9 protein-coding genes are annotated in these 13,458 nt (G+C 72.5%); all 9 read left to right on the top strand.

Translation table 11 applies throughout. The features are described from left to right. Positions 1-229 precede the first annotated feature (229 nt). The 9 genes from AB0C78_RS44970 to AB0C78_RS45010 all read left to right on the top strand — a co-directional run bounded on the left by AB0C78_RS44970 (position 230) and on the right by AB0C78_RS45010 (position 13,415). The gene (locus AB0C78_RS44970) at positions 230-718 is read left to right on the top strand and encodes a vitamin K epoxide reductase family protein (protein ID WP_151545180.1); all 489 of its coding nucleotides are present in this window, start codon (positions 230-232) and stop codon (positions 716-718) included. A 57-nt stretch (positions 719-775) separates the two neighbouring features. Next, on the top strand, positions 776-1,555 hold the full coding sequence (locus tag AB0C78_RS44975) for a thioredoxin domain-containing protein (protein ID WP_151545179.1): 780 nt from the start codon (positions 776-778) through the stop codon (positions 1,553-1,555). A 114-nt stretch (positions 1,556-1,669) separates the two neighbouring features. Then, the gene (locus AB0C78_RS44980; RefSeq protein ID WP_360760825.1) at positions 1,670-2,470 is read left to right on the top strand and encodes a thioredoxin domain-containing protein; all 801 of its coding nucleotides are present in this window, start codon (positions 1,670-1,672) and stop codon (positions 2,468-2,470) included. Between the two features lie 106 nt (positions 2,471-2,576). Continuing rightward, the gene (lgt, locus tag AB0C78_RS44985) at positions 2,577-4,001 is read left to right on the top strand and encodes a prolipoprotein diacylglyceryl transferase (RefSeq protein WP_360760827.1); all 1,425 of its coding nucleotides are present in this window, start codon (positions 2,577-2,579) and stop codon (positions 3,999-4,001) included. A 9-nt stretch (positions 4,002-4,010) separates the two neighbouring features. Further along, positions 4,011-4,748: a VIT1/CCC1 transporter family protein gene (locus AB0C78_RS44990; RefSeq protein WP_360760829.1), complete on the top strand. Its 738-nt coding sequence runs from the start codon at positions 4,011-4,013 to the stop codon at positions 4,746-4,748. Positions 4,749-4,920: 172 nt separating this feature from the next. Next, positions 4,921-5,718: a hypothetical protein gene (locus tag AB0C78_RS44995; protein ID WP_360760831.1), complete on the top strand. Its 798-nt coding sequence runs from the start codon at positions 4,921-4,923 to the stop codon at positions 5,716-5,718. A gap of 31 nt (positions 5,719-5,749) precedes the next feature. After that, positions 5,750-7,000 (top strand): hypothetical protein, encoded by a 1,251-nt coding sequence (locus tag AB0C78_RS45000; RefSeq protein WP_360760832.1) that lies wholly within the window; start codon positions 5,750-5,752, stop codon positions 6,998-7,000. A gap of 377 nt (positions 7,001-7,377) precedes the next feature. Then, a complete protein-coding gene (gene gltB / locus AB0C78_RS45005) occupies positions 7,378-11,934 on the top strand; it encodes a glutamate synthase large subunit (protein ID WP_360760834.1) in 4,557 nt (1,518 codons plus the stop codon). A gap of 17 nt (positions 11,935-11,951) precedes the next feature. Continuing rightward, positions 11,952-13,415 (top strand): glutamate synthase subunit beta, encoded by a 1,464-nt coding sequence (locus tag AB0C78_RS45010; RefSeq protein WP_360760836.1) that lies wholly within the window; start codon positions 11,952-11,954, stop codon positions 13,413-13,415. The last annotated feature ends 43 nt before the right edge of the window (positions 13,416-13,458 follow it).

Consider the following 13,458-nt stretch of genomic DNA (forward strand, 5'->3'; position numbering starts at 1 on the left):
ACCCCACGCCCACCCATACACTCTTCCCCACCACGACCCTCTTCCGATCTCGCCGGCCGGGCCGCAAAGCGAACACCGAACGCCCGCGGAACCGGGCCCGTCCCGTTTCCGCGGACGTTTTTCCGCGTTCCGGGAACTCGCCGTCGCCCCCGTCCGGTTCATGCTTGAGACGGCCTCCCGCTCCCGTAAGGTGTTTTCGCCGGCGGAGGCCGTCCCGGAAGGATCCACGATGACGCAAGAGATGACGGCGCGGGAACGCGCGACGGCGGCGGCGCCCGGCCCGCCCGTGTGGTACCAGGCCGTCGCCTGGCTGCTCACCCTCGCCGGGCTCGGCATCTCCGTCTACCTGACGATCACGCACTACGACCAGGGCGCCCTGGTGTGCTCGGCCACCGCCACGGTCGACTGCCACGCGGTCACCACCAGCGAGTACTCCGAGCTCCTCGGCATCCCCATGCCGCTGTTCGGGCTCGCGTTCTTCGTCGGGTTCGGCGCGCTGATCACCCCGTGGGCGCTGCGCTCGCCGTGGCCGCCGCTGCGCTGGGGGCGGCTCGCGGCGGTGTCGGTCGGCGTGCTCTTCGTCGTCTACCTCGTGACGGTCGAGCTGGCGGTGCTGCACAAGATCTGCCTGTGGTGCAGCGGGGTCCACGCCATCACTATCCTGCTCTTCGTCCTCGTTCTGTTCGACGAGTTCCGGCGGATCGGTCAGGCCGACTAGTCCCGCCGGACCCGCGCCGCACGCAGCACGCGCGGCCCCCATCCATAGGAGTCCCCAATGAGCAAGGCCGCACGGGAGCGGTCCGCGAGAGAGCGCCTCGCCGCCGAACGGCGGCGGCAGGCGGCGCGGGCCAAGCAGCGGCGGCTGCTGTCCATCGTCCTCGGGTCGGTGGTCGCGGTAGCGGTGATCGTGGTGGCGACCGTCCTCGTCATCGACCACAAGAACAAGAGCGGCCGCGCCGAGGTCCACCAGGGCGCCCTCGCCCCCCTCAGCCGCCAGGCCGACGGCTCGATCGTGATGGCCAAGGCCGGCGTCACCAAGCCGGAACTGGAGATCTTCGAGGACTTCCAGTGCCCGAACTGCAAGCAGTTCGAGAAGAACACCGGCTCGACCGTCGAGCAGCTCGCCGCGCAGGGCAAGGTGAAGGTCGTCTACCGGCCGTTCCACCTGTTCGGCAACAGCCCCGACCCGGTCAAGACGAACTCGCTGCGCTCCGCCGAGGCCGCGCTGTGCGTGCCCGCCGACAAGTGGATCTCCTACCACGACGCGCTGTTCCGCTTCCAGCCGGCCGAGGGCTCGAAGGGCTTCGCGCCGAAGGACCTCGTCAAGTGGGGCAAGGACATCGGGATCTCCGACCCGAACTTCGAGAAGTGCGTGAAGGACGAGCAGAAGAAGTCGCAGGTCGACGCGATGACCAACTATGCGCTGCAGACCCGCGGGGTCGACAGCACGCCGACGGTCTTCCTCGACGGGCGCAAGCTCGACAGCAACGTCGTCTTCACCCCCGACGGCCTGAAGGCCATGGTCGACGCGGCCGCCGGCGCGGCCAAGAAGTGAGCCTCCGCCGCGCGAACCGCTGAACCCTCCGTGCGGCCTCACCGCGCGGGACGCCCCTCCCCACTACGCTCGGGTGTGCTCGAGTAACACACCGTCATGGTCGTTGGGGGATCGATGAGCAAGGCCGACAGGGAGCGTTCCGCGCGGGACCGGCTCGCGGAGGAGCGGCGGCGGGCGGCGGCGGCGCAGCGGCGCAGGCGGCTGCTCGTGGTCGTGCTCGGCGCGGTGGCGGCGGCGGCCGTCGTGGTCGTCATCGTCGTCGTCGCGATCGGCAACAAGGGGGACGGTGGGCCGTCCGCCGAGAAGTACACCGGCCCGATCGCGCCCGCCACCCGCCAGCAGGACGGCTCGGTCGCCATGGCGAACCCCGGCGTGACCACGCCCGTCCTGGACGTCTTCGAGGACTTCCAGTGCCCCGCCTGCAAGGCGATGGAGGCCCGTGTCGGCGGCACGATCAAGAAGCTCGCCGCCGAGGGCCGCGTCAAGGTCGTCTACCGGCCGTTCCAGCTGTTCCAGCAGGACCCGCTGATGTCGAACTCGCGGCGCGCCGCGAACGCCGCCGCCTGCATGCCCGCCGACCACTGGGTGAAGTACCACGACAAGCTGTACGCCGAGCAGCCGCCCGAGGGCGACAAGGGCTTCTCGAACGCCGACCTGGTCAAGTGGGCGGGGCAGCTCGGCGTCACCGCGCCCTCGTTCGCGGCGTGCGTGAACGGCGCGCAGAAGATGGGCCAGGTCGACCAGGCCACCGCCTACGCCGGCAAGGCGGGCGTGACCGCGACCCCGTTCCTCGCGCTGAACGGCAGGCAGCTCGGCGACGACGCCCTCGGCTCCCCGGACGGCCTGCAGAAGGCCGTCGCCAAGGCGGGCTCCGGCACCCCGCGGTCCGCGGGCCGGGCCCCCGAGCAGGGCTGAACGGCGTCCCGCATGGTCTCGTACCGGTGTCCGTAGCGCGGCGATCGGCTGTCGGTGCCGCGGACGTTTCCGTCCCATGCCGCCGGAGGCGGTAACGTCAACGGTCATGCACCCGGTCGCCTTCATCCCGAGCCCGTCCCAGGGCGTCTGGCACCTCGGACCCATCCCGCTCCGTGCCTACGCGATCATGATCATTCTCGGCATCGTCGTCGCGGTCTGGGTCGGCGAGCGACGCTGGGCGGCCAAGGGCGGCGCCCCCGGCACGATCATCGACGTGGCCGTGTGGGCGGTGCCGTTCGGCCTGGTCGGCGGGCGCCTGTACCACGTCGTCACCGACGCGCAGCGGTACTTCGGCAGCGGCGGCGACCCGGTCCGGGCCCTGGAGATCTGGAAGGGCGGCCTCGGCATCTGGGGCGCCATCGCGCTCGGCGCGGTCGGCGCGTGGGTCGGCTGCCGGCGGCGCGGCATCTCGATCCTCGCGCTCGCCGACGCGTGCGCGCCCGGGATCGTCCTGGCGCAGGCGGTCGGCCGCTGGGGCAACTACTGGAACCAGGAGCTGTACGGCAAGCCGCTGCACACCTTCTGGGCCCTGAAGATCGACCCGAGCCACCGGCCGACGCTCGGCGACGGCCCGGCCCTGAACCCGAAGTACGAGAACATCGGCACCTACCACCCGACGTTCCTGTACGAGTCGCTGTGGTGCATCGGCGTCGCGATCCTGATCGTCTGGGCCGACCGCCGCTACAAGCTCACCCACGGCCGGGCGTTCGCGCTGTACGTCGCCGCCTACACGGTGGGACGCGGCTGGATCGAGGCGCTGCGCATCGACGACGCGCACCACTTCCTCGGCCTGCGGCTGAACGACTACACCTCGGTCGTGGTCTTCCTCTGCGCCGTCGCCTACCTGTACTTCGCGCGCAACAAGACGGGCCCGGAGGCGGTCGTCGGGCACGCGCCGGGTGGCGCCGCACCGTCCGGCGACTCCGAGGCCACCGCGGTGGACGCGGCCGCCGACGACGCGCCGGCGAAGGACGAGCCCGCGAAGGACGCCGCGAAGGACGAGGATCCGGAGGCCGAACGGCCCGTCGAAGCGGCGGACGAGGCAGACGAGGCCGACGAGGCGGAGACGGCCGCGCAGCCGGCGTCCGAGGAGACCGCGCCCGAGAAGGCCGAAGGTGAGGAGCCCGAGGACGCGGAGCCCGAGGCCGCGAAGGACGACGCCGGGGAGCCGGAGGCCGCGGAGGCGGACGAGCCCGCGGACGCCGCGCAGGACGCGCAGCCCGCCGAGGACGCCCCCGGCGCCGCCGCCGAGACGTCCGACACGGAATCCGCCCCCGAGACCGCCGAGGAGCCCGCTGAGCGCCCGGAGGAGGCCGCCGCGGAGCCCGAACCGGAGCCCGCGCCGGAAGCGGCGCCCGAACCGGGGCCCGGCGCGCCGGCCGCGGCCGTGAACAGTGAGAATGGTCCGGACGGTGCCGCCGACGCTCCCGAGCGGGTAGGGAAGGGAGAGCCCGTCAAGGACGGGAAGTAGGAAGACACGATGTCCGGTACGGGGGAGATGACCGGGGAGAAGTCCGGCCAGACACCGGAGCTGCACCACCAGCACCGCGACGTCAGCGGGGGCTGGCTGCGGCCCGCGGTCTTCGGCGCGATGGACGGGCTGGTCTCCAACTTCGCGCTGATCGCGGGGATCGCGGGCGGGAAGCAGGACCCGAAGATCGTGCTGCTGGCGGGGCTCGCCGGGCTGGCGGCGGGCGCGTTCTCGATGGCGGCGGGGGAGTACATCTCCGTCGCGTCCCAGTCGGAGCTGGCGCTGGCGGAGATCGAGATCGAGCGGCTGGAGCTGGCCCGCAACCCGGTGGCCGAGCAGCGCGAGCTGGCCGGGGTGTTCGAGGCGCGCGGGGTGGACCCGGAGACCGCCGCGGAGGTGGCGCGGCAGCTGTCGCGCAACCCCGAGGGGGCGCTGGAGGTGCACTCCAAGGAGGAGCTCGGGGTGTCCCCGGGGGACCTGCCGTCGCCGCTGCTCGCGGCGGGGTCGTCGTTCCTGTCGTTCGCGGTGGGGGCGCTGCTGCCGGTGCTGCCGTACCTGCTGGGCGCGTCCACGCTGTGGCCGGCGGCCGCGGTGGCGGCGCTGGGGCTGTTCTTCGCCGGGGCGCTGGTGTCGCGGGTGACGACGCGGGCGTGGTGGTTCGGCGGGGCGCGGCAGCTGCTGTTCGGCGCGGCGGCCGCCGCGATCACCTACGGCGTCGGCGCGGTGATCGGCACCAACGGGCTGTGACCCGCACGGGCCCGTCGCGAGTCCGGCGTGGGTCGGGCGCGGGCCCGGCGTGGGTCGGGCGTGGGCGCGGTGCGGGCCGGGTGCAGGTCCGGGCCCGCCGGCCGTGCAACAAATGCGGATGAATCGCCCTTTTGGGCGCGGCGGGTGCGGCGGGACCGCTAAGCTCCGGGGCGTGATCGAGGCCCGTGACACTGGTTCCCCCGCGGCCGGAGGCGACGGCGCAGGGAAGGACTTCTGGCCGGAGGACAAGCCCCGCCGGAACCTTCCGAACCCCAAGCTGCTGTACGGAGGGGCGGCCGCCCTGGTCGCCGTGGTCGTGATCGCGGTGGTCGCCGTGGTCGCCCTCGGCGGCGGAGGCGGCGGCGACAAGCCCGCGGCGAAGGCGCTGCCGACCGCCTACACGCCCGACTTCAGCGGCGACGGGTTCGGCAAGATCGCCCAGCGCACCGCCGACAACCGGGCGATCACCGAGGGCGAGGCGTTCTCGGCCGACGCCAAGACCCTCAAGCAGGGCAAGTACACGATGACGCTCGCCGCCTCGGACCTCACGTCCGACTGCAAGAGCGCGAGCTGGGGCGCGCGGCTGCAGGGCGACCTCGCCAAGTACGGCTGCACGCAGGTGGTCCGCAGCGCGTACGTGAGCCCGGACAAGAAGTACGTCGGCCAGTTCATGGTCGTGAACCTGGCGAGCCAGGACGGCTCCGCGCAGGTGCTGCGCGACCTCGACAAGGCGACCGGCGCCGGGTGGCTGACGCCGCTGCAGCCGAAGGGCGTCGCGTCGTTCGGGCCCGGCTTCACCGCCGCCTACGCCAGCGTCTACGGGCACTACGCCGTGGTGACGTGGGTGGAGCGCGCGGGCGGGGCGCGGCCCGACTCGCTGAACGAGATGATCGACGTCAGCCTGGTCGTCGAGAACGCCGGCGACTTCCTCTACCAGCGGCTCGACCTGGCCGGGAACGGGGCGTCGTAACGTGCGCCCCGCGCAGCGGTAGTCCGCCGCCGTGGAACCCGATGACCGCGGCCGCCGCGGCGGCCGTCCGAAGCGCGCGCCGGTGAGCCGCTCCGGCCGCCGGCAGCCCGCCCCGCGCAGGGGCCAGGGCCGGACGGGCGGGCCCCGCCGGATCGGCTCGCCGCGCGACGGCGCCGCCCGGCCGGAACGTTCCGGAGGGCGCCGCCGCGGCGCCCAGGGCCACGCCGGCCCTCCCGAGCAGGCCGGCCCTCCCGAGCGGCCCTACACGGACCAGGGCGCCTACGCCGACCAGGCGTACGCGGAGCAACCGCCCTACGGGCAGCCCTCCTACGACGAGCCGCCCTACGAGGAGTCCGGCTTCGCCGAGAACGCCCCCTACCAGGGCGATCCCGCATACCAGGACGACCCCTACGGCAGTGAGGCGCCCGCGCAGGACGAGGTGCCGGACGCCCCGTCCAGAGGCCGCAGGCCCAGGAAGGGACGGCGTCCCGGCGGGCCGGGGAGACCGCGCCGCCCGGGCGCGTCCGCGAAGGGCGGTCCCGGCGCGAAGCTCTACTTCGGGGCCGCGGCGGCGCTCGCGGTGCTGGTAGTGATCGGGCTGGTCGCGGCCCTGGCGCTGAGCGGCGGCGGGGACGACGGCGGCGGGACGGCCGGCGACGCCCCGCGCAAGCCCGCCGGGAAGGCGGCGGGCAACGGCAGCTCGCCCGAGTCGTACTCCAGCTCGCCGTCGTCCTCCGCGTACGCGGGCATCGCGTCCCGGAAGGCCGACGCCAAGCCGCTGACGATCGGGGAGGCGTTCCCGTCGTCGGCGTCGAAGCTCTCGGTGGACGGCACGAAGCTCGCCCTGACGCTGCGGGCGAAGAGGCTGGACGGCGACTGCACGGCCGCGGTGTGGGGGCAGTCGGTGGCCGCGGACCTCGCGAACGGCGGCTGCACGCAGGCGGTGCGCGGAATCTACTCCGACATCCGGCACGGGTACGGGCTGGCCGTCGCGGTGTTCAACCTGGCGTCGTCGGCGGACGCCGACCGGTTCGTCGCGCTGCTGGACCACACGCTCGGCGGCGGGTTCGTGGTGCCGCTGCCGGCGGCCGCGCCGCTGGACCGGTTCGGGCAGGGCTTCGGGATGGCGCGGGGCCTGGCGATGGGGCACTACGCGGTGGTGTCGTGGGCGCAGTGCCTGGACGGCAAGGGCGACGCGTCGGACGGGAACCTGCTGTCGCTGCTGATCGAGGGCGGCAAGGCCCCGGCGGTGCTCGGCCGCGCCGCCGCCGCGTCCCACTGAGCGGACGCTCCCGCGTCCCAGCCTGTGAGGCCGCCGTGTCTCACTGAGCGGACACCGCCGCATCGCCCGCCCCACCCCGGGAAGGATCCGGATACCCGCGAGTGTTTCAGGCATGTTGCGTTCTTCGCCGGGTAAACATGGTTCGCCGGTGATGATCCTCACCAGGTCAGGGCGTTTTGCGACTTTCCGGAACCGGTAGCCTGGTCTAAACCACTCGGAGATGACGCGCAGCCGATCGCCCGGCGGAAGTTTCGCGATCTGGTCCAGTCGGGCATGATCCCGGCAGTGATGTAATGTCATCTCACCGCAGCAGGGCCAACGTCGTCCCGGACTGCACTGACACGAAGCAGTGACACACGACGACGACGGGAGGGTTGATGGCTGCTGCTGCCCTCACACCGGGCCGCCCCGGACCCCAGGGGCTGTACGACCCGGCGAACGAGCACGACGCCTGCGGCGTCGGCATGGTGGCCGACCTGCACGGCCGCAAGAGCCACGACATCGTCCAGAACGCCCTGACCGTCCTGAAGAACCTGGACCACCGCGGGGCCGTGGGCGCGGAGCCGGACGACGGAGACGGCGTCGGCATCCTCGTCCAGATCCCGGACGCGTTCTTCCGCGAGGAGTGCGGCTTCGCGCTGCCCGAGGCCGGCGCCTACGCGGCCGGCATCGCGTTCCTGCCCGCGGACGGCGAGGAGCGCGCCGCCGCGGTCGCGCACATCGAGACGCTGTGCGCCGAGGAGCACCTGACGGTGCTCGGCTGGCGGGAGCTCCCGCACGACCCCGCGTTCACCGGCCCGGCCGCCCGCCGGGTCATGCCCCACTTCGCCCAGCTGTTCGTGGCGCCCGCCGCCGGCGGCCCGCACGCGGGCAAGACCGGCCTGGAGCTGGACCGCGCCGTGTTCTGCATGCGCGAGCGCGCCGAGCAGGACGTCCGCGTCTACTTCCCGAGCCTGTCCAGCCGGACGATCGTCTACAAGGGGATGCTCACCACCCCGCAGCTGGAGCCGTTCTTCCCCGACCTGTCGGACCGCCGGTTCAGCAGCGCGATCGCGCTGGTGCACTCGCGGTTCTCGACGAACACGTTCCCGGCGTGGGAGCTCGCGCACCCGTACCGGTTCATCGCGCACAACGGCGAGATCAACACCGTCCGGGGCAACCGGAACTGGATGCGGGCCCGCGAGGCGCTGCTGAAGTCCGACCTGATCCCCGGCGACATCTCCCGGATCTTCCCGGTGATCGACATCGAGGCGTCCGACACCGCCTCGTTCGACGAGTGCCTGGAGCTGCTGCACCTCGGCGGCCGGTCGCTGCCGCACGCGGTGCTGATGATGATCCCGGAGGCGTGGGAGAACCACGCCGAGATGGACGCCGAGCGCCGCGCGTTCTACGAGTTCCACTCCACCCTGATGGAGGCGTGGGACGGCCCCGCCAGCGTCAGCTTCACCGACGGCACCGTCGTCGGCGCGGTGCTGGACCGCAACGGCCTGCGCCCCGGCCGCTACTGGGTGACCGACGACGGCCTGGTCGTGCTCGCCAGCGAGGCCGGCGTGCTCGACATCCCGGCGGACAAGGTGGTGCGCAAGGGCCGCCTCCAGCCCGGCAAGATCTTCCTGGTCGACACCGAGGCCGGGCGGATCGTCGAGGACGACGAGGTCAAGGCGGAGCTGGCCGCCGAGCACCCGTACGCGCAGTGGCTGCACGAGGGCCTGGTCCGGTTCGAGGAGCTGCCGCAGCGCGAGCGGGAGATCCCGACGCACGACACCCTCGTCAAGCGGCAGCAGACGTTCGGGTACACGCTCGAAGAGCAGCGGATCATCCTCGGCCCGATGGCCAGGACCGGCGCGGAGCCGATCGGGTCGATGGGCACCGACACCCCGATCGCGGTGCTCTCGGAGCGCCCGCGGCTGCTGTTCGACTACTTCAAGCAGCTGTTCGCGCAGGTCACGAACCCGCCGCTGGACGCGATCCGCGAGGAGCTCGTCACCTCGCTGCAGTCCACGCTCGGCCCGGAGGGCAACCTCCTGGAGCCCGGCCCGGACTCGTGCCGCCGGCTGGTGCTGCCCACCCCGATCCTGGACAACGACGAGCTCTCCAAGATCATCCACATCGACGACGAGGGCTCCCTGCCGCACCTGCAGGCCCACGTCGTGCACGGCCTGTACGAGGTCGCCGGTGGCGGCGAGGCCCTGGAGACCCGCCTCGAGGAGATCAACTCCGAGGTGAGCCGGGCCATCGAGGCCGGCGCGCGGATCATCGTGCTGTCCGACCGCGGCGCCGACTCCGCCCGCGCCGCGATCCCCGCGCTGCTGCTCACCGGCGCCGTCCACCACCACCTGATCCGGGAGAAGACCCGCACCAAGGTCGGCCTGGTGATCGAGACCGGCGAGGCCCGCGAGTGCCACCACATGGCGCTGCTCATCGGGTACGGCGCGTCCGCGATCAACCCGTACCTGGCGATCGAGACCGTCGAGGACATGGTCCGCGGCGGCGCCCTGCCGGGCGTCGAGCCCGACAAGGCGGTGCGGAACCTGGTCAAGGCGTACGGCAAGGGCGTCCTGAAGGTCATGTCGAAGATGGGCGTGTCCACGGTCGCGTCCTACACCGGCGCGCAGATCTTCGAGGCGATCGGCCTCGGCGAGCGCGTCGTGTCGCGCTGCTTCACCGGCACCACGTCCCGGCTCGGCGGCGTCGGCTTCGACGTGCTGGCCCGCGAGGTCGCCGAGCGGCACGCCCGCGCCTACCCGCCGGGCGGGAACGAGGCCGCGCACCGCACGCTGGAGGTCGGCGGCGAGTACCAGTGGCGCCGCGAGGGCGAGCCGCACCTGTTCAACCCGGACACGGTGTTCAAGCTGCAGCACGCCACCCGCACCCGCCGCTACGAGATCTTCAAGGAGTACACCTCCAAGGTCGACTCGCAGTCGCAGAAGCTGATGACCCTGCGCGGGCTGTTCAAGCTCAAGGAGGGCGCGCGGCCGCCGGTGCCGATCGAGGAGGTCGAGCCGGTATCGGAGATCGTCAAGCGGTTCTCCACCGGCGCGATGTCGTACGGCTCCATCTCCGCGGAGGCGCACGAGACCCTCGCGATCGCGATGAACCGGCTCGGCGGCAAGTCCAACACCGGCGAGGGCGGCGAGGACCCGGTCCGGTTCACCCCGGACGACAACGGCGACCTGCGCCGCAGCGCGATCAAGCAGGTCGCGTCCGGCCGGTTCGGCGTGACGTCGGAGTACCTCACCAACGCCGACGACATCCAGATCAAGATGGCGCAGGGCGCCAAGCCCGGCGAGGGCGGGCAGCTGCCCGGCCACAAGGTGTACCCGTGGATCGCCAAGACCCGGCACTCCACGCCCGGCGTCGGCCTCATCTCGCCGCCGCCGCACCACGACATCTACTCGATCGAGGACCTCGCCCAGCTCATCCACGACCTGAAGAACGCCAACCCGCAGGCGCGGGTGCACGTCAAGCTCGTCGCGGAGGTCGGGGTCGGCACGGTCGCGGCCGGGGTGTCCAAGGCGCACGCCGACGTGGTGCTGATCTCCGGGCACGACGGTGGCACCGGCGCGTCCCCGCTGACCTCGCTGAAGCACGCCGGCGCGCCCTGGGAGCTCGGCCTCGCCGAGACCCAGCAGACGCTGCTGCTGAACGGCCTGCGCGACCGGATCGTCGTGCAGACCGATGGGCAGATGAAGACCGGCCGCGACGTCGTCATCGCGGCGCTGCTCGGCGCCGAGGAGTACGGCTTCGCGACCGCGCCGCTGGTGGTGTCGGGCTGCATCATGATGCGGGTCTGCCACCTCGACACCTGCCCGGTCGGCGTCGCCACCCAGAACCCGGTGCTGCGCGAGCGGTTCTCCGGCAAGCCGGAGTTCGTGGTGAACTTCTTCGAGTTCATCGCCGAGGAGGTCCGCGAGTACCTCGCCGCGCTCGGGTTCCGGTCGCTGGACGAGGCGATCGGCCACGTCGACATGATCGACACCCGGGAGGCCGTCGAGCACTGGAAGGCGTCCGGGCTGGACCTCGCGCCGGTGCTGCACGCGCCCGAGACCCCGTACGGGGACGCGCCGCGCTGTGTCGGCGAGCAGGACCACGGGCTGGAGAAGGCGCTCGACAACACCCTCATCCAGCTCGCCGAGGGCGCCGTCGCGTTCGGCGACAAGGTCACCCTCGACCTGCCGATCCGCAACGTCAACCGGACCGTCGGCACCATGCTCGGCCACGAGGTGACCAAGAAGTGGGGCGGCGCCGGGCTGCCCGACGACACCATCGACGTCACCTTCACCGGCTCCGCCGGCAACTCGTTCGGCGCGTTCGTCCCGCGCGGCGTCACGCTGCGGCTGGTCGGCGACGCCAACGACTACGTCGGCAAGGGCCTGTCGGGCGGGCGGCTCACGCTGCGCCCGCCGGCGGACGCCGCGTTCGCCGCCGAAAAGCAGATCATCGGCGGCAACGTGATCCTGTACGGCGCCACCTCGGGCGAGCTGTTCGCCCGCGGCGTCGTCGGGGAGCGGTTCTGCGTCCGCAACTCCGGCGCGACCGCCGTCGTCGAGGGCGTCGGCGACCACGCCTGCGAGTACATGACCGGCGGCCGCGCCGTCATCCTCGGCCGCACCGGACGCAACATCGCGGCCGGAATGTCCGGCGGCATCGCCTACGTTCTGGACCTGGTGGCCGACCGCGTCAACCGCGAGATGGTCGACCTCGAACCCCTCGACGAGGGCGACGAGGCGTTCGTCAAGGACCTGGTCGGACGGCACCTCGCCGAGACCGGCTCGGCGGTCGCCGAGCGGCTGCTGGCGGACTGGGACGCCGCGGCGGCCCGCTTCACCAAGATCATGCCGCGTGACTACCGGCGCGTCCTGGAGGCGATGGCCGAGGCCGAGGCGCAGGGACGCGACGTCGACGAGGCCGTCATGGCCGCGGCACAGGGCTGAGAGAGGGGGATTCCCACATGGCTGACCCGAAGGGTTTCCTGACCGTCCAGCGGGAGCTCCCGAAGCGCCGCCCGGTGGACGTCCGGATCAAGAGCTGGTCGGAGGTCTACGAGAACTTCGGCGGCGACCGGCTGGAGAAGCAGGCGAGCCGCTGCATGGACTGCGGCATCCCGTTCTGCCACCAGGGCTGCCCGCTCGGCAACCTCATCCCCGAGTGGAACGACCTCGTCTACCGCAAGGACTGGCACGAGGCGGTCGAGCGGCTGCACGCCACCAACAACTTCCCGGAGTTCACCGGGAGGCTGTGCCCCGCCCCGTGCGAGAGCGCCTGCGTCCTCGGCATCAACCAGGACCCCGTCGCGATCAAGCGGGTCGAGGTCGAGATCATCGACCGGGCGTTCGCCGAGGGCTGGGTGCGGCCGCAGCCGCCCGCGGTGAAGACCGGCAGGAAGGTCGCGGTCGTCGGCTCCGGCCCGTCCGGGCTCGCCGCCGCCCAGCAGCTCACCCGCGCCGGCCACGACGTCACGGTGTACGAGCGCGCCGACCGCATCGGCGGGCTGCTGCGCTACGGCATCCCCGAGTTCAAGATGGAGAAGCGGCACCTCGACCGGCGCCTCGCCCAGATGCGCGCCGAGGGCACCTCCTTCAAGACCTCGGTGAACGTCGGCGTCGACATCACCGCGGACGAGCTGCGCGACCGCTACGACGCGGTCGTGCTCGCCGGCGGCGCCACCGTCTGGCGCGACCTGCCCATCCCCGGGCGGGAGCTCAAGGGCGTGTACCAGGCGATGGAGTACCTGCCGCCGTCCAACAAGGTGCAGGAGGGCGACTTCGAGAAGTCCCCGATCGACGCCGCGGGCAAGCACGTCGTCGTGATCGGCGGCGGCGACACCGGCGCCGACTGCATCGGCACCGCGATCCGGCAGGGCGCCGCGTCGGTGACCCAGCTGGAGATCATGCCGCGGCCGCCGGAGGAGCGCACCGGCGCCCAGCCGTGGCCGACGTACCCGATGCTGTTCAAGATGGAGAGCGCCCACGAGGAGCTCGCCGACCTGGGCGGCGACCGGCTGTACGCGGTGTCCACCACCGAGTTCGTCGGCGACGCGGACGGCAACGTCCAGGCGCTGCGGATCGTCGAGGTCGGCGGCCCCGACACCGGCTTCAAGCCGGTCGAGGGCACCGAGCGCGAGATCCCCGCGCAGCTCGTCACCCTCGCGATGGGCTTCCTCGGCCCGCAGCGCGAGGGCCTGCTGGAGCAGCTCGGCGTCGAGCTGGACCAGCGCGGCAACGTCGTCCGCGACCGCGACTACAAGACCTCCGTCGACGGGGTCTACGCGGCCGGCGACATGGGCCGCGGCCAGTCCCTGATCGTCTGGGCGATCGCCGAGGGACGCGCCGCCGCGCACGGGGTGGACCGGTTCCTCACCGGGCACACCGCCCTGCCCTACCCGATTCCGCCCACCGCGCGACCGATAGCCTGATCCGCGAACATTCGACCGCCGTGCCTCCGGTGTCCGCCGGGGG

This window comes from Actinomadura sp. NPDC048394 (assembly GCF_040651755.1).
In the GTDB taxonomy this organism is placed as follows: domain Bacteria; phylum Actinomycetota; class Actinomycetes; order Streptosporangiales; family Streptosporangiaceae; genus Spirillospora; species Spirillospora montaniterrae.

Coding starts and splice junctions, on each gene's coding strand:
- AB0C78_RS44980 (WP_360760825.1), top strand. CDS start 1,670: ATGAGCAAGGCCGACAGGGAGCGTTCCGCGCGGGACCGGCTCGCGGAG.
- AB0C78_RS44975 (WP_151545179.1), top strand. CDS start 776: ATGAGCAAGGCCGCACGGGAGCGGTCCGCGAGAGAGCGCCTCGCCGCC.
- AB0C78_RS44970 (WP_151545180.1), top strand. CDS start 230: ATGACGCAAGAGATGACGGCGCGGGAACGCGCGACGGCGGCGGCGCCC.
- gltB (WP_360760834.1), top strand. CDS start 7,378: ATGGCTGCTGCTGCCCTCACACCGGGCCGCCCCGGACCCCAGGGGCTG.
- lgt (WP_360760827.1), top strand. CDS start 2,577: ATGCACCCGGTCGCCTTCATCCCGAGCCCGTCCCAGGGCGTCTGGCAC.
- AB0C78_RS45010 (WP_360760836.1), top strand. CDS start 11,952: ATGGCTGACCCGAAGGGTTTCCTGACCGTCCAGCGGGAGCTCCCGAAG.
- AB0C78_RS44990 (WP_360760829.1), top strand. CDS start 4,011: ATGTCCGGTACGGGGGAGATGACCGGGGAGAAGTCCGGCCAGACACCG.